The organism is Pseudomonas bharatica (assembly GCF_048586865.1).
In the GTDB taxonomy this organism is placed as follows: domain Bacteria; phylum Pseudomonadota; class Gammaproteobacteria; order Pseudomonadales; family Pseudomonadaceae; genus Aquipseudomonas; species Aquipseudomonas bharatica.
Window position 1 is genome coordinate 24,275 of the sequence record NZ_JBMAWR010000019.1, and the last position, 19,683, is coordinate 43,957.

17 protein-coding genes are annotated in these 19,683 nt (G+C 66.1%); 11 read left to right on the forward strand and 6 right to left on the reverse strand.

Features of this window, described 5'->3' with window-relative positions:
* Nucleotides 1-230 precede the first annotated feature (230 nt).
* The 3 genes from ACKLLE_RS19810 (at nucleotide 231) to ACKLLE_RS19820 (ending at nucleotide 2,654) form a co-directional block, all read left to right on the forward strand.
* Complete coding sequence (locus ACKLLE_RS19810) at nucleotides 231-908, forward strand: DUF1028 domain-containing protein (RefSeq protein WP_420058835.1); 678 nt, start codon at nucleotides 231-233, stop codon at nucleotides 906-908.
* Entirely contained in the window at nucleotides 901-2,058 is a 1,158-nt protein-coding gene (gene argE, locus ACKLLE_RS19815; RefSeq protein WP_420058836.1) for an acetylornithine deacetylase, read from the forward strand. Before ACKLLE_RS19810 ends, argE begins: the two co-directional genes overlap by 8 nt.
* A 353-nt stretch (nucleotides 2,059-2,411) precedes the next feature.
* Nucleotides 2,412-2,654: a hypothetical protein gene (locus ACKLLE_RS19820; RefSeq protein WP_420058837.1), complete on the forward strand. Its 243-nt coding sequence runs from the start codon at nucleotides 2,412-2,414 to the stop codon at nucleotides 2,652-2,654.
* A gap of 54 nt (nucleotides 2,655-2,708) precedes the next feature.
* On the opposite strand, the gene ACKLLE_RS19825 is transcribed toward ACKLLE_RS19820, so the two are convergent.
* From ACKLLE_RS19825 to ACKLLE_RS19835, 3 genes are all read right to left on the reverse strand, one after another.
* Nucleotides 2,709-4,121, reverse strand: a complete 1,413-nt coding sequence (locus ACKLLE_RS19825; protein WP_420058838.1) for a purine-cytosine permease family protein — start codon at nucleotides 4,119-4,121, stop codon at nucleotides 2,709-2,711.
* Between the two features lie 235 nt (nucleotides 4,122-4,356).
* The gene (locus ACKLLE_RS19830; protein WP_037062396.1) at nucleotides 4,357-5,580 is read right to left on the reverse strand and encodes an MFS transporter; all 1,224 of its coding nucleotides are present in this window, start codon (nucleotides 5,578-5,580) and stop codon (nucleotides 4,357-4,359) included.
* A gap of 249 nt (nucleotides 5,581-5,829) precedes the next feature.
* On the reverse strand, nucleotides 5,830-6,696 hold the full coding sequence (locus ACKLLE_RS19835) for a LysR family transcriptional regulator (protein WP_064304087.1): 867 nt from the start codon (nucleotides 6,694-6,696) through the stop codon (nucleotides 5,830-5,832).
* 91 nt (nucleotides 6,697-6,787) lie between these two features.
* Here ACKLLE_RS19835 and ACKLLE_RS19840 point away from each other — a divergent pair, with 91 nt between their 5' ends.
* Nucleotides 6,788-7,231, forward strand: coding sequence for a multidrug/biocide efflux PACE transporter (locus tag ACKLLE_RS19840; RefSeq protein WP_064304088.1), 444 nt, complete (start codon nucleotides 6,788-6,790; stop codon nucleotides 7,229-7,231).
* 123 nt (nucleotides 7,232-7,354) lie between these two features.
* On the opposite strand, the gene ACKLLE_RS19845 is transcribed toward ACKLLE_RS19840, so the two are convergent.
* Nucleotides 7,355-7,831: a MaoC family dehydratase gene (locus ACKLLE_RS19845; protein WP_420058839.1), complete on the reverse strand. Its 477-nt coding sequence runs from the start codon at nucleotides 7,829-7,831 to the stop codon at nucleotides 7,355-7,357.
* Between the two features lie 57 nt (nucleotides 7,832-7,888).
* Between ACKLLE_RS19845 and ACKLLE_RS19850 the strand changes: the two genes are divergently transcribed.
* The 6 genes from ACKLLE_RS19850 (at nucleotide 7,889) to ACKLLE_RS19875 (ending at nucleotide 13,901) form a co-directional block, all read left to right on the forward strand.
* Entirely contained in the window at nucleotides 7,889-8,743 is an 855-nt protein-coding gene (locus tag ACKLLE_RS19850; protein ID WP_420058840.1) for an AraC family transcriptional regulator, read from the forward strand.
* Between the two features lie 53 nt (nucleotides 8,744-8,796).
* Nucleotides 8,797-9,204 (forward strand): DUF2000 family protein, encoded by a 408-nt coding sequence (locus tag ACKLLE_RS19855; RefSeq protein WP_064304091.1) that lies wholly within the window; start codon nucleotides 8,797-8,799, stop codon nucleotides 9,202-9,204.
* Nucleotides 9,197-9,835, forward strand: a complete 639-nt coding sequence (locus ACKLLE_RS19860) for a LysE family translocator (RefSeq protein ID WP_420058841.1) — start codon at nucleotides 9,197-9,199, stop codon at nucleotides 9,833-9,835. Before ACKLLE_RS19855 ends, ACKLLE_RS19860 begins: the two co-directional genes overlap by 8 nt.
* Nucleotides 9,836-10,018: 183 nt before the next feature.
* The gene (locus tag ACKLLE_RS19865) at nucleotides 10,019-10,552 is read left to right on the forward strand and encodes an RNA polymerase sigma factor (protein ID WP_064304093.1); all 534 of its coding nucleotides are present in this window, start codon (nucleotides 10,019-10,021) and stop codon (nucleotides 10,550-10,552) included.
* Nucleotides 10,549-11,376, forward strand: a complete 828-nt coding sequence (locus tag ACKLLE_RS19870) for a FecR family protein (RefSeq protein ID WP_420058842.1) — start codon at nucleotides 10,549-10,551, stop codon at nucleotides 11,374-11,376. The genes ACKLLE_RS19865 and ACKLLE_RS19870 overlap by 4 nt, the downstream gene beginning before the upstream one ends.
* 113 nt (nucleotides 11,377-11,489) lie before the next feature.
* Nucleotides 11,490-13,901 carry a TonB-dependent siderophore receptor gene (locus ACKLLE_RS19875; protein ID WP_420058843.1) on the forward strand — a complete coding sequence of 804 codons (2,412 nt, stop codon included), beginning with the start codon at nucleotides 11,490-11,492 and terminating at the stop codon, nucleotides 13,899-13,901.
* Nucleotides 13,902-13,950: 49 nt separating this feature from the next.
* Here the strand turns inward: ACKLLE_RS19875 and ACKLLE_RS19880 are convergent, their stop codons facing one another.
* Entirely contained in the window at nucleotides 13,951-15,096 is a 1,146-nt protein-coding gene (locus ACKLLE_RS19880) for a GGDEF domain-containing protein (RefSeq protein ID WP_420058844.1), read from the reverse strand.
* Between the two features lie 325 nt (nucleotides 15,097-15,421).
* Between ACKLLE_RS19880 and ACKLLE_RS19885 the strand changes: the two genes are divergently transcribed.
* Nucleotides 15,422-16,825, forward strand: coding sequence for an ATP-binding protein (locus ACKLLE_RS19885; protein WP_420058845.1), 1,404 nt, complete (start codon nucleotides 15,422-15,424; stop codon nucleotides 16,823-16,825).
* Here ACKLLE_RS19885 and ACKLLE_RS19890 read toward each other — a convergent pair.
* Nucleotides 16,807-19,605 (reverse strand): ATP-binding protein, encoded by a 2,799-nt coding sequence (locus ACKLLE_RS19890; RefSeq protein ID WP_420058846.1) that lies wholly within the window; start codon nucleotides 19,603-19,605, stop codon nucleotides 16,807-16,809. The two genes, ACKLLE_RS19885 and ACKLLE_RS19890, sit on opposite strands and share 19 nt — an antisense overlap.
* Nucleotides 19,606-19,683: the final 78 nt, after the last annotated feature.

Consider the following 19,683-nt stretch of genomic DNA (forward strand, 5'->3'; position numbering starts at 1 on the left):
TGTGTTCGGGGACGGTCGGAGAACCGCCGTTGCCTGGGGCCAGACTAGGGAAGCGCAGGAAAAGGCGAAAATAGTTAATAACTGGGGGTTGGCGATAAAAAGCCGAGGGTGGGTGCCCTGGCGGGGCCAGGCCAGTTTTTTCCTTCCCCCAAGCCATAAATCCGCGAATTTCCCGCTCCACTGCGGCCAGCCACAATGCTCTCTGAACCAGACCTTCAAGGAGCCCCTGCATGACCTTCTCCATCATTGGCCGCTGCCCCGAAACCGGCCAGGTCGGCATCGCCATCAGTTCCTCCAGCATCGCCGTCGGCGCCCGCTGCCCCTGGGTGCGTGCCGGCGTCGGCGCGGTGTCGACGCAGAACATCACCCTGCCAGCCCTCGGCCCGCAGATCCTCGATCTGCTCGAGCGTGAGCAGAGCGCGCCTGCCGATGCCCTGGAGCGAGCGCTCGGCGCCAACGGTTGGAGCCAGTACCGCCAGGTCACGGTGATCGACAGCCAGGGCCGGGTCGCGCTGTTCACCGGCAGCGAAGCCTTGGGTGTGCACCATGCAGTGGCCGGCGAGCAGTGCGCGGCGGCGGGCAACCTGCTTTCCGGGCGCCACGTGATCGAAGCCATGGTCAGCGCCTTCGAACAGGCCGACGGCCAGCTTCCCGACCGCCTGCTGGCCGCGATGCACGCCGCCATGGCCGCCGGTGGCGAGGCCGGCCTGGTGCATTCGGCGGCGCTGAAGGTGGCAGGGGAACTGACCTGGCCGCTGGTGGACCTGCGCGTGGACTGGGCCGACGAAGACCCCATCGGCCAGCTCGATGCCCTGTGGCAGGCCTACCGCCCGCAGATGCAGGACTACGTGACCCGCGCCCTCGACCCCACCGCCGCGCCGAGCTACGGAGTGCCGGGCGATGAATGACGCGAACAGCCGTGGCCTGCTGGCGCGCTTGATCGCCTTCCCGACGGTCAGCCGCGACTCCAACCTGGAACTGATCGCCTTTATCCGCGACTACCTGGCCAGTCATGGCGTGGACAGCGAGCTGTTTCTCAACGACGAGGGCACCAAGGCCAATCTGTTCGCCACCATCGGCCCTCGGGACCGTGGCGGTGTGGTGCTGTCCGGGCATACCGACGTGGTGCCAGTGGACGGCCAGGCGTGGACGGTCGAGCCCTTTGCCATGAGCGAGCGCGACGGCCGCCTGTATGGCCGCGGCGCCGCCGACATGAAGGGCTTCATCGCCTGCGTGCTGGCGGCGGTCCCGGCCTTCGTCGCCGCGCCGCTGCGCACCCCGGTGCACCTGGCGTTTTCCTATGACGAAGAAGTCGGCTGCCTCGGCGTGCGTTCGATGCTCGCCGCCCTGGAGCAGCGCCCGCACAAGCCGGTGCTGTGCCTGATCGGCGAGCCCACCGAGCTCAAGCCGGTCCTCGGCCACAAGGGCAAGCTGGCCATGCGTTGCCAGGTGCATGGCGCGGCCTGCCACTCGGCCTACGCACCCTATGGCGTGAACGCCATCGAATATGCGGCGCGCCTGATCGGCAAGCTCGGCGAGATCGGCGAACGCCTGGCCGCTCCCGAACTGCACGACGAACGCTTCGATCCGCCGTTCTCCACGGTGCAGACCGGCGTGATCAAGGGTGGCCGGGCGCTGAATATCGTCCCGGCGGAATGCGAGTTCGATTTCGAGGTACGGGCCTTGCCGGGCTTCGATGCGCAGGTGGTAGCGGATGAACTGGAGCGTTTTGCCGAGGCGGAACTGGTACCGAAGATGCAGGCGGTAGAGCCCGCTACCGGTGTCAGCCTGCGACCGCTGAGCGCCTATCCGGGGCTGGCCACCGCGCCTGATAGCGAGGCGGCCAGGGTGCTGGCGATGCTCAGTGGTTCCGACGGGTTCGGCACCGTGGCTTTCGGTACCGAGGGCGGGCTTTTCGAGCAGGCAGGGATTCCCACCGTGGTGTGCGGGCCGGGGAGCATGGACCAGGGACACAAACCGGATGAATTCGTCAGCCTGGAGCAATTGCGCGGGTGTGACGAGATGCTGGGGCGGTTGCTGGTTTATTTGCGGGGGTGAGCTGCCGATGCCGCGCTCAATGGCCGGGTCAAGTTCTGTTGCATATGTCTGGAAACTTCACCGATTTCCGACTTTCTTGTAGGCAATTTCCCAAGCATACTCCCGACCCCCGCTTGGTGGTTGCGTCCATGGGAAACCCTGCCTAGTCTTCGCCGGTCGTCGCACATCGACGACACGGATTAGCAGTCCGAATGGCTAGTGCACTCCAGCGACGCTTGTAATGGCGGCTGTGCGTGTGGGCACCTTCGGGTGCGCCGGGTCTCCTAGCCCTCGGTCTGCTAACCCACGTACAGCTGCCACCCACTCGTTTAGCGGCGAGTCGGTGACCGCATCACCCGGCTAGGAGTTACACCATGAAAAAGCTCGTCCCCGATCCACCCCCGACCCTCTGCGTCGGCCCCGGCCTCTCTCATGAAGACGCCATCCAGCGGGCAACCGAACACCTCGTCAAAGCCATCCAGTACGCCGCCTGCCTTCCCGACCTGCCCAATGACCGCCACCAGGAATTGCTCAGTGACGCGTTGCTGAACATGAGGATTTGCAAAGCATTGCTGACGCTATCGGTGTCAGCTTCGCCGCTGACCGTAGCGGTATGAAAAAAGGCCGCGGAGCAAACCTCCGCGGCCTTTGCGTTCAGGCCCTGCGTGCGATCAGTGCGCAGCCGCCAGCCTGGCGCTGGTCTGCCGCCGGCGATACGCGCTGTCCCGGGTCGCCAGCCAGTAGTACAGCGGCGAGGTGACCAGCAGCCCGACCAGCCACGACAGGTCGGCGCCATCGATATGCGCCGAGACCGGGCCGACATACAGCGGGGTATTCATGAACGGAATCTGCACCAGGATGCCGATGGCGTAGGCCAGCAACGCCTGCGGGTTGTAACGGCCATAGATGCCGCCATCGACCTTGAAGATCGAGGCGATGTCGTAGTCGCCCTTGTGGATCGCGTAGAAGTCGATGAGGTTGATCGCCGTCCACGGCACCAGCACCACCAGCAGCACCAGGACCATATCGACGAAGTGGCCGATGAAGTCCGCCGAGGCGAACACCGCCACCACGCAGCAACCCAGCAGCACCACCAGCGACAGCACGGCGCGGCTTTTCGCGGTAGGGATCCAGCGATACGCGAAGGTCTGCACCAGTGTGATCAGCGACAGCACCGCGCCATACAGGTTGAGGGCGTTATGGCTGATCACGCTGAGCAGGAACAGCACCAGCATCAGCGGACCGATGGCGCCGGTGGCGAGCTTGACCGCGTCCATGCTGTCCATGCCGGCCGGCACCGCCAGTACCGCGACGGCACCGAACACGAAGGACAGGCTCGAACCCAGGGCCGAGCCCAGGTAGGTGGTCCAGAAGGTCGCCGCCACCGGCACGTTGGCCGGCAGGTAGCGCGAATAGTCGGACACGTAGGGGGCGAAGGCGATCTGCCACAGCGCGGCGAGGGACACCGTGGCCAGCCAGCCGGACAGGTTGAAGCTGCCGCGGGTGAGGAAGTCATCGGACTGCACGTGGCTGAGGATGTAGCCGAAGCCCACCACGATACCGATGCCCAGCACCCAGGTGCCGATGCGGTTGAGTACGTGGATGAAGCGGTAGCCGATGATGCCGATGATTCCCGAGCCGAGGGCGCCGATCACGATGCCCACCGGCACCGGGATGCTCTCGGCCACGCCATGCAAGGACTTGCCGGCCAGGACGATATTGGAGGCGAAGAAGCCGATGTACATCAGGCCGGCGATCACCACCACCAGCAGGGCGCCGAGGGAGCCGAACTGGGCGCGGCTCTGGATCATCTGCGGGATGCCCATTTGCGGGCCCTGGGCCGAATGCAGGGCCATCAACACACCGCCGAGCAGGTGGCCGACGAGGATCGCGACGATGCCCCAGACCAGGTTCAGGTGGAACAACTGGACCCCGAGGGCCCCGGTGACGATGGGCAACGGCGCGATATTGCCGCCGAACCAGAGGGTGAACAGGTCCCGTACCTTTCCATGGCGATCTTCGGGTGGCACGTAGCCGATCGTGTGTTTCTCGATAAGCGGTGCGGATGACGCAGCGTTGGTCATGACGGACTCCAAGGCAAGGATGAGCACGCTTGGCGCACTTCGTTTTTGTAGGAGGCCGATCTTGAGGGGGCTGGGGCGGGGGCGAAATTAGTAAATATGTGTTCTGAGGCGTTAAAAAAACTGGTGTTCATGGGCACACGCGGACCCTGTGGGAGCGGCTTCACCCGCGATTGCGATGCTGGATTCGCTGCCGCAATCGCGGGTAAACCCGCTCCCACAAGGTCCGCGTCGTCTGTCAGACCCCTTTGGTCGACGGCAGCAGCACCGTCAGGATCCCCAGCAACGGCAGGAACGAGCACAGGGTGTACACCTCGGTGATCCCGTGCAGGTCGGCCAGGTGGCCGAGCAGCGCGGCGCCGATGCCGCCGAAGCCGAACATCAGGCCGAAGAAGATCCCGGCGATCATGCCGACGTTGCCCGGCACCAGTTCCTGCGCATAGACCACGATGGCCGAGAACGCCGAGGCCATGATGAAGCCGATGATCACGCTCAGCACGCTGGTCCAGAACAGGTCGGTGTAGGGCAGCGCCAGGGTGAATGGCGCGGCACCAAGGATGGAGAACCAGATCACCGCCTTGCGGCCGATGCGGTCACCGATCGGCCCGCCGAAGAAGGTTCCCGCCGCCACCGCACCGAGGAACAGGAACAGGTGCAGTTGCGAGCTGGCTACCGACAGGTCGAATTTCTCGATCAGGTAGAAGGTGAAATAACTGGTAAAGCTGGTCATGTAGAAGTACTTGGAGAACACCAGCAGCGCGAGGATCACCAGGGCGAAGGTCACCCGGCGCCTGGACAGGCCGTGGGTGGCCTTGCTGCCGGCCTTGAGCTTGAACAGGCTCAGGTGGTGGCTGTACCAGCGGCTGAGCTTGTACAGGACGAACATCGAGAACAGCGCCACCAGGCCGAACCAGGCGGTGTGGCCCTGGCCGTAGGGAATGATGATGGCCGCGGCCAGCAGCGGGCCGAAGGCCGAGCCGGCGTTGCCGCCGACCTGGAAGGTCGATTGGGCCAGGCCGAAGCGCCCTCCCGAGGCCAGGCGGGCGATGCGCGAGGCTTCCGGATGGAAGGTGGAGGAACCGATGCCCACCAGTGCCGAGGCCAGCAGGATGGCGCCGAAGCTGCCGACGAAAGCCAGCATGATGATGCCGACCAGCGTGCAGATCGAGCCTACCGGCAGCAGCCATGGCTTGGGATGGCGGTCGGTGTGGTAGCCGACCCAGGGCTGCAGCAGCGAGGCGGTGAGCTGGAAGGTCAGGGTGATCAGGCCGATCTGGGTGAAGCTCAGGCCGTAGTTGGCCTTGAGGATCGGGTAGATCGACGGTAGCACCGCCTGGATCAGGTCATTGACCAGGTGGGCGAGGGCGCAGCCGGCGATGACCTGCATCACCAGCTGGCTGCCGGGGCTGGCAGTGGATGTGGCTGAAAGAGGGGGCGCTGCACTGGTTGTTGTAGTGGACATACGGGACCTTCCGGAAATAACTCGACACACAAGGACGAAGCGAGCCTATCCTAGGCCGCCGGGCAAGCCCTGTCTCGCGCGATTGGGACAACGGCTGTCGGGAAACGGGCAAGATAAGAGCCTGATCCATGCTCTGTAGGTAGTCTTGACGCAGTCAATGTGGGAGCGGGTTTACCCGCGATGACGTAAGTGAACCCACCATCGTCATCGCGGGTGAACCCGCTCCCACACCGAGCGCGTCAAGCCTTGCTAGTGCGGCCAGGCTTGCACCAGGAAATCCCGAACCGCCTTGATCCGCGCACTTTCCCGCAACGAACGGTGGGTACACAGCCACACCTCGCGGGTCAGCCCGGGCATGTCCATCACCAGTTCCAGTGTCGGCGTCAGTTTCGCCGTGCGTTTTTCCACGATGCCGAGCCCGGCCCCGGCGATTACTCCGTCGTAGATTCCGAGGGTCTGGTTGCAGCGCAGCCACGGCGGGGGTGCGCCGTCGAGGCCTTGCCACCAGGTTTCCAGGTCCTGGTCCAGGCGTGACTCCTCCAGGCCGACGAAGTCGAGGTTGGCCCAGTCGCGCGCGGCGAGCGCCGGGCGGTGACGGTCCAGGTAGTGGCTGGCGCCGTACAGCGCGAATTCGATCTCGCCCAGGGGCTCGGCGACCAGGTCGCGGGTTTCCGGCTCGGCATAGCGCAACGACAGGTCGGCCTCGCGTCGCGCCAGATTGACCGGGTGTGGCGTGGTCAGCACCTCCATGTCCAGCAGCGGATGGCGCGGGCGGATCGGTGCGAGCAGGGCGATCACCAGGAATGACAGCCACTCGTCGGCATTCACCCGCACCGTGCCTTCCACGTTCTCTGGCGAGTCGGCCTCGCGCAGGATCTCGTTGGCCGCGCCTTCCATTTGCTCGGCCAGGCCGGCGATACGCTGGCCGAACGCAGTGGGCAGGCAGCCGGTGGAACTGCGCTCCAGCAATTGCCCGCCGAGCTGTTCTTCCAGCGCATCCAGGCGCCGCGACAGCGTAGCGGTGCTCAGGCGCAAACGCTGGGCCGCGCGTTTGAGGTTGCCGGAGCGAACCACGGCAAGCAGGACGTGCAGGTTGTCCCATTCGAGGCGTTTCATATTTGCAACCAGTGCTTGGGATATTGGCTGTTGAGGTACGGAAATGTAGGTCATAAGCTGGCCGGGTTCAAACCTTTCCAGGAGTCATCCCATGACCACCGAAAAGACCCTGCTCACCCGCATCGTCCATGCGCTGGGCTTCGAATTCTTCGCCGTGCTGCTGTGCGCACCGACCATCGCCCTGGTGATGGGCAAGCCGCTGATGAGTGCCGGGCTGCTGACCCTGGCCATTTCGGTCACCGCCACCTTGTGGAACATGCTCTACAACGTCCTCTTCGACCGGCTGCAACGGCGCATGGGCTTCACGCGCACGCCATGGGTACGGATCGCCCATGCCCTGGGTTTCGAAGGCGGCCTGATCCTCGCTGTAGTGCCGGCGGCAGCGTGGTGGCTGTCGATCGGCCTGGTGGAGGCGTTCCTGATGGAGGTGGGCTTGCTGGTGTTCCTGCTGCCGTATACCTACCTGTACAACCTGGGCTTCGACCGGTTGCTGGAGCGGCGGCGGGGTAAGGTCGGGAAGCTGGTGTGCGGCTGAAGGCGGACGCGGACCCTGTGGGAGCGGGTTCACCCGCGATTGCGATGGTGAATTCACTACCGCAATCGCGGCGGTTCGGCGCTCCGATGAACCCGCTCCCACAGGGTCCGCGTCGTTTGAGGGCTAGCTGTCCTTGCGGAAACACAACACCTTCGAAACCAGCTTCTGACAAACCTCTCCTGCCTGGTTACGGGTCAACGACTCCACCACCACAAAGCCCCGGTCCGGCTTCGACCGCGACGGCAACAGCTCCAGCACCGTGCTGGTGACCTTGAGCACATCCCCCGGCCGGGTTGCTCGCGGCCAGCTGATTTCCCCGCCTGCCCCGATCACCCCGCGTGACAATGGCAGGCTCTGTACCAGCAGTTTCATGGTGATCGCCGCCGTGTGCCAGCCACTCGCGGCGAGCCCCTCGAAGAAGGTTTCCTTGGCGGCATCTGCCTCGATATGGAAGGGTTGTGGGTCGAATTCTGTAGCGAAACGGATGATCTGCTCGGCGTCCAGCGCATGCTCCTCGCTGACAAAAACATCGCCAACCGCCAGGTTATCCAGATAGATTGTATTTCCTGCTGGCATTTTTCCGGTCTCCTTGAGCTTCACGAGTCAGGCGTCCATCCTCCGGCTCCGCAGCCCGCCATTCAACCCCCGACGGCCCTTATGAGCGTTGAATCACACGACAACCGCGACAACGACTGGCTGCACATGCGCCGCGACGCGGAAACCGGGATCGAGAGCGTCCATGCGCATTTCGAGGGCCATGCCTACGATCCCCATGACCACGACGAAATGCTGCTGGGCGTGACCCAGCAGGGCGTGCAGCAATTCAGTTGCCACCGCTCGCTGCACGTGAGCACGCCGGGCCGGGCCATCCTGATCGAGCCCGGTGCCGTGCATGACGGTCATGCCCCGGAGGCCGAGGGCTTTACCTACGCCATGCTGTACCTGCCGCAACCCTTCGTCAGCAGCATCACCGAGCGCCTCGGCATCGGCGATGCGTCCAGCCTGCAGGCGGCCTTCCACAGCACCCTGACCGACGATGCGCAGCTGATCGGCGCGATCCAGCAGGCGTTCCATGCCCTGCACAACAACGAGGGGCGGCTGGCAAGAGACCAGGGCATTGACCACCTGCTCGGCACGCTGGCGCGTCATGTCTGCCTCAAGCCGGCTTCGCTGCGCCGCGATTCGCCGCAGGAACTGCAGCGGGCACGGGATTTCCTGCACGCGCAGATGGCCTATGACGTCAGCCTCGAAGAGCTGTCGACCTTCTCCGGCGTCGATCGGTTTCGCCTGACCCGGCAATTCAAGAAAGCCTTCGGCCAGTCGCCTCACGCCTACCTGGTGCGCCTGCGCCTGCGCACGGCACGGGCCCTGTTGGCGCGCGGCATGAAACCGGCGGAAGTGGCGGCGCAGACCGGCTTCTCCGACCAGAGCCACCTCGGCGTATGGTTCCGCCGCGCCTTCCGCATGACCCCGGCGGCTTATCGCCGACAGTGCACAAACCTTACAGACTGACCCGCCTCCCGACTCCGATCATGGCGCCTCGCCTTTGATTTGGAGTTTTCCCGATGTTCGATAGCAAAGTAGCCATTGTCGTACGCAACGACCTTGCCATCTGGCAGCGCCTGAATGTGGTGGCCTTTCTTTCCACCGGTATCGCCGCTGCCGCGCCCGAGGTCATGGGCGAGCCCTATGTGGATGCCGCCGGCAACCGCTACGGCAAGCTGTTCGGCCAGCCGATGATGATCTTCGAAGGCGATCTGGCCGGGTTGCAGAAGGCGCATCGTATCGGCCTGGAGCGCGGCCTGACCTTGTCGCCCTACGTCCAGGCGATGTTCGCCACCGGCCATGACGCGGCCAATCGCGAAGTGTTCCTCGCCGAGGATCCGTCCAGCCTGAACCTGGTGGGCCTGGCCCTGCGCGGGCCGAAGAAGGCCGTGGACAAGGCGTTGAAGGGGCTCGCATTGCATGGCTGAGTTCACTGGAATGAGTACCGTGACGCTGTGGGGCTTCTGGTGCTTCGCCATGGTCTTCGTGGTGATTCCCGGCCCGGACTGGGCCTATGCGATCGCCGAAGGGCTGCGTGGCAAGGGGGTAATGGCGGCTGTGGCCGGGTTGCTTGCCGGCTATGTCGCCTTGACGCTGGTGGTGGCGGGCGGCTTCGAGGTGCTGGTGGCGGGCAACACCACCTTTGTCACTGGCTTGAGCCTGGTGGGCGCGGCCTATCTGGCCTGGCTCGGCGTGGGGCTGTTGCGCAATCCGCCGGTGGCGCAGGCGGGGGCCGAGGCGGGAGCGACCAGCCGGCTCGGACAGTTCGTGCGCGGCGCGCTGGTCAGCGGGTTGAATCCGAAGGGCTTCCTGTTCTTCGTCGCCTTTGTCCCGCCCTGGACCAATCCCCAGGCGGGGCTGGGCATCGCCGGGCAGATCGTGGTGCTGGGGCTGATCTACACGGCCAGTTGCGCGGTGGTGTATTCGCTGGTGGGGTTGGGCGCCGGGGTGGCGCTGCGCTCGCGGCCAGCGGCGACGCGCTGGGTCGGCAGGGTGTCGGGCGGGGCGATGCTGATGCTGGCGGTGATGCTGGTGTGCTCGGAGAGCGGGTTGGTGTGATGTTGATAGTGATGGCCTCATCGCCGGCAACGCCGGCTCCCACAGGTTCGCGTGCACCGCTGGACCCTGTGGGAGGCGGCGTTGCCGGCGATGAGGCCCTGACAGTCACCAGACAACATGCCTTGGCAACGCTTCCCTAATGCATATAATGCGAACCACTCCCATTCGCATACCCTGACGCTCATGCCCGATTCCACCTCCAACCCCGAACTGATCGGGGCCCTGGCGCTGCATTACGATGATCTGGTCGCCTATATCCGCCGGCGCTTCCAGGGCAGCCAGTTCGCCCGCGAGGTGGTGCATGACGTCTGCGTGCAGTTGCTGGAGAAGCCCCCGCAGCAGCCGGTGAAGCTGCCGTTCGCCTTCCTGCGCAAGGTGTCCTTCAACAAGGCCATCGACCGCCGCCGCGCCGATAACAGCCGTGCGGCGTTGATCGATTTCACACCGGACGTCCCCGACTGGCATGTGCACGACCTCGACGGCGCCGCCAGCCTCGACTTCGAGCAGCAGCTGCATGCTTTGCTGGCCATCGTCGACAGCCTGCCGGCCCGGGCCCGCCAGGTGTTCCTGTTGCACCGCATTCACGGCATGCCACAGAAGGAGATCGCCGCCGAGCTGGGCATTTCCCTGAATATGGTCACCCAGCATTTCTCCCGCGCCATGCACACCATCGCCCGCCAGTGGGAACCGGCCCGCCGGGCGCTGGCGACGGCATGACAGACGCCCGCAAACCCGCCGATGCCCTGACGCCTTTCGAGCAGGCCCTGCGCGAGCGCGTCCCGTCCCGCGAAGCCCTGCTTGCCGAAGCCAAGGCCCAGAGCACCCGCCAGCGCCAACGCAAGCGCGCCCTCGGTGGCGGGCTGTCGGTGTTGCTGCTGGCTGCAGCGGCCTGGGCCTTCGATCCGTCGTACTACAGCGACGAGGTGCGCGTCGCCATCGGCCAGCGCGAGCGCCTGACCCTGGCCGACGGCAGCCAGCTGGTCCTCGACAGCAACAGCCACCTGCGCATCGAGCACCGCCTGCGCAGCCGCCAGTTCGAGCTGCTGCAGGGCGAAGCGACCTTCACCGTGGCCCACGGCCCACAGCCCTTCATCGTGCGCAGCCAGGGCATCGCCGTGCGCGACATCGGCACCGTGTTCAATGTGCGCAGCGACAGCCGCGGCGTCGCCGTGGCAGTGGTGGACGGCGAGGTGGAGGTCTCCAGCACCGCCGTCGCTGCACAGCGTCTGTTCGGTGGCCAGCAGGTGCAGGCCAGGGACGCGCAGATCGGCCAGGTCACCCCGGTGGACCCGGCCAGGGTCATTGCCTGGCAACAGGGCAAGCTGCGCTTCGACGGCACGCCGTTGCGCGAGGTGATCGTCGACCTGCAACGCTATCGCCAGGCGCCGATCCACCTGCTCGACAGCCGGGCTGCCGGCCAGCGGCTTTCCGGTGAGTTCGACAGTGCTGCGGTGGAGCCGCTGCTCGATCTGCTGCCGTCGATCCTGCCGATCAATGTGGAGCGTGCTGCCGATGGCCAGGTGTCGATCCGCAGTCGTTGATGGAAAAGAGAATATTTTTCATTCCTGGCCTCAACATTTTTCCGGTCCCATTCGCCACTCCCTGTGAGCGTCGATTCAGAACGCGTTTTTCGACTGCACTATCGGGGAGTCCAATGAGCATCTACACCACATCGCGCCGCTTGCGCCGCCTGTCGTTGCTGGCCGTCAGCATCACCCTGGCAACCAGCCTGCAGGCCCAGGAGGCCCGGCATGCCGTGAGCCTGCCGGCCCAGCCGCTGGACCAGGCCCTGAATGCCCTGGCCGGGCAGACCGGGGCGCGCATCCTGTTCGCCACCGACAGCGCCGAGGGTCTTCAGGCGCCGGCCCTGAGTGGCGACGTCACGGTGGAGCAGGCCCTGCAACGGCTGCTGCGTGGCAGCCGGTTGAAACTGCAGAGAACCGGGGACGGCAGCTACCTGGTGTCCAGCCCGGCTTCGGCCGACGACGGTGCGCTGCAACTGGACGCCACCAGCATCAATGCCAGCGGCCTTGGCGCCACCAGCGAGCCTACCGGCTCCTACACCACCGGGACCATGAGCAGCGGCACCAAGCTGGCCCTGACCCCGCGGGAAACCCCGCAGTCGGTGAGCGTGGTGACCCGCCAGCGCATCGAGGACCAGGCCATGACCACCCTCGGCGATGCGGTGAAGTACACCACCGGCCTGACCCTGACCAAGTGGGGCGGCGAGCGCGAGCGCTTCAACTCCCGGGGCTTCCAGCTGAACAACCTGATGGTCGACGGCATTCCGGTGGCTTACGACGAAGCCAGCCTTTCCACAGGCCTGTTGTCCATGTACGACCGGGTCGAAGTGGTGCGTGGCGCCTCGGGCCTGATGGAGGGCGCGGGTTCCCCGGGCGGCTCGATCAACCTGGTGCGCAAGCGGCCCACCGGAACCTTCCAGGGCAGCATCACCGCCGGTGCCGGCAGTTGGGACGACTACCGCGGTGAACTGGACCTGAGCGGCCCGCTCAATGCCAGCGGTACCCTGCGCGGGCGCACCGTGCTGTCGCTGCAGGACCGCAACGCCTATATCGACGACTACCAGAACCGCCGCAGCCTGTTCTACGGCGTGCTCGAAGCCGACCTCGACGATGCCACCACGCTCGCCGTGGGCTACAGCTGGAGCCAGGACAACAACCCCGGCGCCGACTGGAACGGCCGCGGCACCAATGCCGATGGCAGCTTCCTCGATATTCCCCGCTCGACCCGGATGAGCCCGAGCTGGTCGTACTGGGACAAGGAAAGCAGCACGGTCTTCGCCGACATCACCCACCGCTTCGCCAACGACTGGACGGCGAAGTTCGCCGCCACCGCGCTGCAAAGCCAGATGGACATGTTCGGTTCCTACCTCTATCGCCCGGACGAAACCTCCCGCGACCTGGGTTTCGGCTTCGGCAAGTACCACTACGAAAACACCCAGGCCAGTCTCGACGGCTATGCCAGCGGTCCGTTCGAACTGTTCGGGCGCGGCCATGAACTGGTGGTGGGCGGCAGCTATCGCCAGCAGGATATCGACGACGGCCCTGGCGGCTGGCCCCTGGGCTTCGTCTACGAGTTCGACCCGCTGGCGTTCGATGGCAAGGGCGTGCCCAAGCCCGGCATCACCGATGCCTGGTCGCGGGACGGCAAGATCGACCAGTCCAGCGTCTACTTCACCGCGCGCTTCAGCCTGACCGACGCCCTGAAGATGGCCGCAGGCGGGCGCCTGGACTGGTACGCCTACGAACTGACCACCCACTCCGGCACCTGGACCGGCAACGACGAGTACAAGGCGACCCGGGAATTCACCCCCTACCTGGGCTTCACCTACGACCTCAGCGACACCTACACCGCCTATGCCAGCTGGACGCGGATCTTCAATCCACAGAACTACAACAGCGCCGGTGGCGGCCTGCTGGATCCGCAGGAAGGCAGCAACTACGAGGTCGGGCTCAAGGCGGAGTACTTCGACGGGCGCTTGAATGCCAGTGTCGCGCTGTTCCAGATCGACCTGGAAAACCTGCCGGTGCAGCTGGATGCCGCCACCTGCGGTGCCATGCCGGACTGCTATGGCGCGTCGGGCGAGGTGCGCAGCCGGGGCGTCGAGTTCGAGATCAGCGGCGAAGTGCTGCCGGACTGGCAACTGTCGGCCGGCTACACCTACAACTACGCCAAGCACCGCAAGCCCAATGACTATGCGCCGATCGGCACCCAGTCCAGCGGCGAGCGCTACGGTACCAACCTGCCGCTCAACCTGTTCAAGCTGGCCACCAGCTACCGCCTGCCGGGTGACTTGAATCGCTGGAAGGTCGGTGGCGGTCTGCATGTGCAGAGCGATATCTACACCAGCGCGGGCATCGAGCAGGGCGGTTACGCGGTGACCGACCTGTTCGCCAGCTACGATGTCGACCGGCACCTGACCCTGAGCCTGAACGCCAACAACATCTTCGACCGCGACTACTACTCCAGCATCATGACCACCGTTGGCGGCAATTTCGTCGGTGATCCACGTAACTATACGGTGACTGCCAAGTACCGCTTCTAACTCGGAGGGGTGCTTTCGGGCCCCATCGCAGCGATGGGGCCATCAGCAATCAGCGTGCATCCACCAGCCGGATACTGTCCCGGCCACCGCGCTTGGATTCATACAGCGCCGCATCGCTCTGTTCGATCAGCGCCGCCAGGCTGGCCGGCGGGTATTCGAAGAGGTTGGCGCCGATGCTCAGGGTCACCGGCTCCGGCGTGGCGAAGGTCGAGGCCTGCTGGCGAAAGCCTTCGCGCAGGGTGCTGCCGAGGGCGACGATGCGCTCGCTGGAGGCATTGCCCAGCAGGATCACGAACTCGTCGCCGCCCAAGCGTGCGGCCAGGGCGTCTTCCGGCAACCCGGCAAGGATCATTTCGCCCAGGCTCACCAGCAGCCGATCGCCCGCCGCATGGCCGTACAGGTCGTTGACCAGCTTGAAGTTGTCGATATCGATCAGCAGCAGTGCGCCTGGCTGCTGCACCGAGACGTTTTCCAGCAGGCGTGGCGCGCGAACCTCCAGGGCGCGGCGGTTGTACAGGGTGGTCAGCGGGTCGCGGGCGGCGAGGCGGGCGATGCGTTTTTCCCGGCGGTAGCGTTCGCTGCCGGTCATCGACAGGGCGATCAGCATCAGTGCCACGGCGCCTTCCACCAGGGAGATCTGAATGATCTCGCCACGGAACGAGGCCAGGTCGAGCAGGGTCCCGGGAACCATCGCCAGGCACGCCTTGAGTACGTAGAACAGGCCGTGGCCGAGCATCACATAGCGCAACTGCACGGCGCCGACGCTGAGGGACCTGCCGTGAGGCCGCAGCAGGGCACTGGCGCGCAGGGCCAGGACGCCCACCAGGCCGGCATTGAAGAAGGTCATGACCTTGGACCACCACTGGTCCTCGGGGAGCAGGAGCAGCGCGCCCCAGAGTACGAAGATCAGGTACCAGGCCCGCGACAGGCGGGTTTCGGTGAAGCGCGCCACACCCAGGAGGAACAGCCAGTGGGCGGTCACCAGCAGGCCGTTGGCGAACCAGATGCCCAGCACCAGCAGGCCGCTGCTGCGCATCAGGGCCAGGGTCGAGCCGATGGTGATGGTGGCAAAGCCGGCGCTCCAGAACAGCAGCGAGTTTTCCCGCACGCTGCCCCATTCGATCGCCAGGTAAAGCGCGGCGGTCGCGGCGAGAACGACGGTGAGGACCAGCATGGTAGGGGGATCGAGCGCCATGTACTGACGGGACCTTTCTTCTTAATTACGAATGGGGCGGGATTGTAAGCTGTTGAAACGTTTTTTCGGAGCGTTGCGGAGGTTTTGTCATGCGTCTTTCGTCGTTGTGGCTGGTGGCCTCATCGCTGGCAAGCCGGCCCCCACAGGGTTCTGCAGCGACTGGAACCCTGTGGGAGCTGGCTCGCCAGCGATGAGGCCATCAGCCACTGCATCGATCCATGTCCGTCCCCACCCCCCGATTGTCCGTATACCGCCCCCCGCCACGGTTGTCCCTTCGTGATCCCTTGCCAAGATGGACAACAAGGACTTTCGCCGTCGGAGGAGGATGCCATTGGGTACGCTGGCCCGGGATTCAACTGCCGTCGAGGCCGTGCGCTTCGACCGCTTCATCGTTCATATCGGGCAACGCCTGCTGTTGGCTGACGGCCAGCCGCTGCGCCTGGGCGGGAGGGCGCTGGACATTCTCCTGGTGTTGCTGGAACACGCCGGCAACGTGGTGGACAAGCACACCCTGCTGGCCCGGGTCTGGCCCGACAGCGTGGTCGAGGACATCAACCTGCGGGTGCATATCGCCGCCCTGCGCCGGGCCCTCGGCGAGGGCTTCATCATCAACCTGCCCGGCCAGGGCTATCGCTTCGCTGCGCCGGTTTTGCCGGCAGAGCATGCCGCCGTGCTCGCACCTGATGTGCCGACGGGCAACCTGCCCACCCGCCTGAGCGGCATCGTTGGTCGCGACGAGGAGCTGGCGAACCTGGCGCCGTTGCTGACCCGGCGCCGCCTGGTGACCCTTACCGGACCGGTCGGCGTGGGCAAGACCCGACTGGCCCTGGCCGCCGCGCAGGAGCAGGGCGGACATTGGCGCGATGGCGTGTGGCTGCTGGATTTTGCCCGCGGGCAATGCGCGGACGAGGCGCTGGCGGGGTTGCTGCAGGACATGGGCCTGCAAGCGAACCCTGGGTGTACCCTTGGCGGCCTGCCAGCCTTTTTGCAGCAGCGCCGCCTGCTGCTGGTGCTGGACCATTGCGAAGCCTGCCCCGGGTTCAGCCGCCGCTTGGTCGAAGCCATGCTCGCGCTGGCGCCGGGAGTGAGCCTTCTGCTGACCTGCCGCGAAGCGCTGCGCATGCGCGGCGAGACCGTGGTTCCGGTAGCGCCTTTGGCGGTCCCCCCCGGCGACGATGCATGCAGCGTCGAGCAATTCATGAACTATGCGGCGGTGCGTCTGTTCGTTGGCTGTGCCCGGGCCCGGCAGGCGGATTTCCAGCTGCGCCCGCAGGATCTCAAGACCGTTCGCGACATCTGCCGGCAGCTCGATGGCTTGCCCCTGGCCCTGGAGCTGGCCGCCGCGCAGATCGAGGTGTTCGCCCTGGTCGGCCTGCGCGCGCAGTTGAGCGAAGGCTTGCAGGTACTCAATCGTGGCCGGCGCACCGCCGAGGCCCGGCATCAGTCGTTGAAGGCGGCGCTGGACTGGAGTTTCCAACGCCTGGGCAGTGAAGAGCAGCACGTGCTGCGCTGCCTGGCCGCCCTGGGCCGCGGGTTCAGCCTGGAGCAGGCGGTGCACCATGGCTCCAGGGTCGGCCTCGGTCCGTTGGTGACCGCCCGCGCGGTGCAGCGACTGGCCGCCAGTTCGATGTTGGCGCTCGACCCGGAATCAGCGCGCTATCGGTTGCTCAACAGTACCCGCTGGTACCTTGAGGACGCGGCCGCCAGCTATCACTCGGCACCGGCGTAGCCACCGACCTGGGGCTCGTGTTGCGCCAGGCGCTCCATCAGTTGCCGCGCGCGGCGCAGCTCGGCGGTGGCGAAGCCTTCCTGGAAGCGTCCATGCACCGCTGCCAGCAGTTGCCGCGCCGGTTGCGGCCGGCCATCTTCCAGCCACAAGCCGGCGAGGGCGGTGGCGCTGCGCAACTCCCAGGCCAGTGCCCGTTGCTTGCGCGCCAGCCCCAGGGCCTTGAGCAGCAGGTTCTCGGCTTGCTGGCGCGCCTGGGCAACACCTTCGGGCAATTGCGCTGCATAAGCGCACAGCAGGGCGGCGCTGGCCCAACCGGCATCACCGCTCTGCGCCCGTTGCAACAGGGCACTGTCCACCCGGCCCGGGACCAGGGTGGCGAGCAGGTCGCCGATCAGGCCGCCGGCCGGGCCTGCTGGCGCTGCGTCAGTCATTGCGAAGGCCCAGGCATAGTGCTCGGACCAATCGCGGAACAGCCCCACCGAATGGCGCTGCGACTGCTCGCGCAGCAGGCGCACCCGTTCCTGCGCCAGCGCGTGTTCGCCGTTGTACCAGGGAATGACGCAGCCGCTAAGGGCGAGGGTGTAGCACAGGGTGGTGCCGTGGTCGATCTGCTGCGCCAGTTGCAGTGCCTGGCTGGCGCTGCAGGCCGCCTGCTCGGGCAGGCCCTGCAGCCAGAGAATCCGCGCTTGCAGGGTCAGGGCCGCGACGCTTTGGTCGTATTGCACGCCGAAGCCATGGGTAAAGCGGTTGAGCCGGCCGCTTTGGGCCATGCGTTGCAGGGCGGCGTCGGACTCGCGCCGGGCGCCGTCCTGCGCGCCGCTGAAGTGCAGGCCCAGGCCGCGCAGGCGCTGGGCGCTGAGGGCCAGTTGCGGATCGTGGTCGAGGCCGCGCCGGTCGAAGTCATGGCTCAGTTGCAGGGCGTGCTGGTACTCGCCGCGGCTCAGGTACACCGCCATGTTCCCGGAAATCGCCCGGAGCAGGCCGGGCAGGTCGCCGTTGGCTTGCGCCAGGCGCGCGGCACTGGCGAAGGCATCGAGGGTCTGCGGTGTACCGCCGTGGTCGTGGTAGCTGAAGGTACCCATGGCCAGCTTGAGGTTGATCGCCAGGCTGCTTCCCGGGTGGGTATCGGTTTCCAGTCGCAGCAGGGCCTTGCGGATATGCCGGCCATGCTCGGACAGCAACGACAGCTCTTGCCACAACGGAGCCGAAGCGGCGGTCAGGCGTGCGGCCAGCAGGCCCGCTTCGGCATTGGCGAAGCCCCATTCCAGTGCGCCGCGCAGATCGTCAAGGCTGCGTGAATAACGTTCCAGCCATTGCTCGGGGCTGGTCCTAGCCCACTCCCGTTCGGCCTGTTGCATGATCGCCAGGCAGCGCTCGGCATGCCGCTTGAGCGTCCCGGCCAGTTCGCCTGCCTGCTGCAGCTTGTCCAGGGCGTAGCAGCGGGTGGTGTCGAGCATCCGGTAAAACACCTCTTCATCGCCGACATCGACATTCAGCAGCGACTGGCTGACCAGTTGGCTCACCGCATCGCGCACCTGGTCCGGGGCCAGGCGCTCGTCGGCGGCCAGGGTCATGGCCGAGGCCAGGCTGAAACCGCCACGGAACACGCTGAGGCGGCGCAGCACGGTGCGTTCGCTGTCTGCCAGCAACTGGAAGCTCCAGTCGAGGGTGGCGCCGAGCAGGTGCTGGCGGCGTTCATCGCCCTGGCTCGGCAACAGGTGGCGACGCAGGTCGGCGAGCAGGGCGTCCGGGCCGAGTACCGCCAGTTGCGCAGCCGCCAGTTCCAGCGCGAGCGGGATGCCGTCCAGATGCCGGCAGATGGCGACCACCGTGGCCAGGTTGGCGGCATCGAGTTCGAACTGCTCCTGATTGGCGATGGCACGTTCGACGAACAACTGCACGGCGCCGTACCTCAAGGCCTGCGCCGGATCCCCGGCAGCCTCGGGCGGCGGGCATTCCAGGGCATCCAGGCGCAGTACCGCCTCACCCTCGGCGCGCAGGCTTTCGCGGCTGGTCACCAGGACCTGCAACTGCGGCGCGCCACGCAGCAGGTGCTCGCAGAGGCTGGCCACCGAATCGACCAGGTGTTCGGCGTTGTCGATCACCAGCAGCAGGTGGCGGCCGCGCAAGTGCTCGCACAGGGCGTCCAGCGGCGCCTGGTCGGGCAGGGCGAGGCCGAGCACGCCGGCCAGGTTGCCGAGGATGGTGGACGGTGTGCCGAGCGTGCTCAGGTCGAGCAGACGGATACCGTCGCGGTACAGCCCTATCGACTGCTCGGCGACGCGCAGGGCCACGGTGGTCTTGCCGATCCCGCCCGGGCCGGCGAGAGTCAGCAGGCGCTGGCGCGACAGTTGCCCGAGCACCTGGTTGACCAGCATCTGCCGCCCGATCAGGCGAGTGCGGCGCAATGGCAGGTTGTGCGAGGCCGGCGCCGGCGCCTGGGAATCCTCCTCTTGCGCAAGCAGTGGCGCGACGAAACTGTAGCCGCGCTGGGCCACGGTAATGATGTAGCGCTGGCCGTCCTGGCCATCGCCCAGGGCCTTGCGCAGGGCCGCGATATGGACCCGCAGGCTGATCTCCTCGACCACGGTATCCGGCCACACCCGGGCCATCAGCTCGCTTTTGCCCAGCACTTCGCCGGGGCGCTCCAGCAACGCCAGGAGCAGGTCCATGGCGCGCCGGCCGAGGCGCAGGGGCCGGTCGTTCTCGACGATCAGGCGCTGGCCTGGAAAAACCCGATAAGGGCCGAACTTCACGGCCTGTTCACGGTGACGGCTCACATCCTGCTCCCGACGCTGTTCCGACTATCGGCACGAGCCTTGGCAAGGCTCTGGCCTGTGGTTTTCCAGCATGTTGGG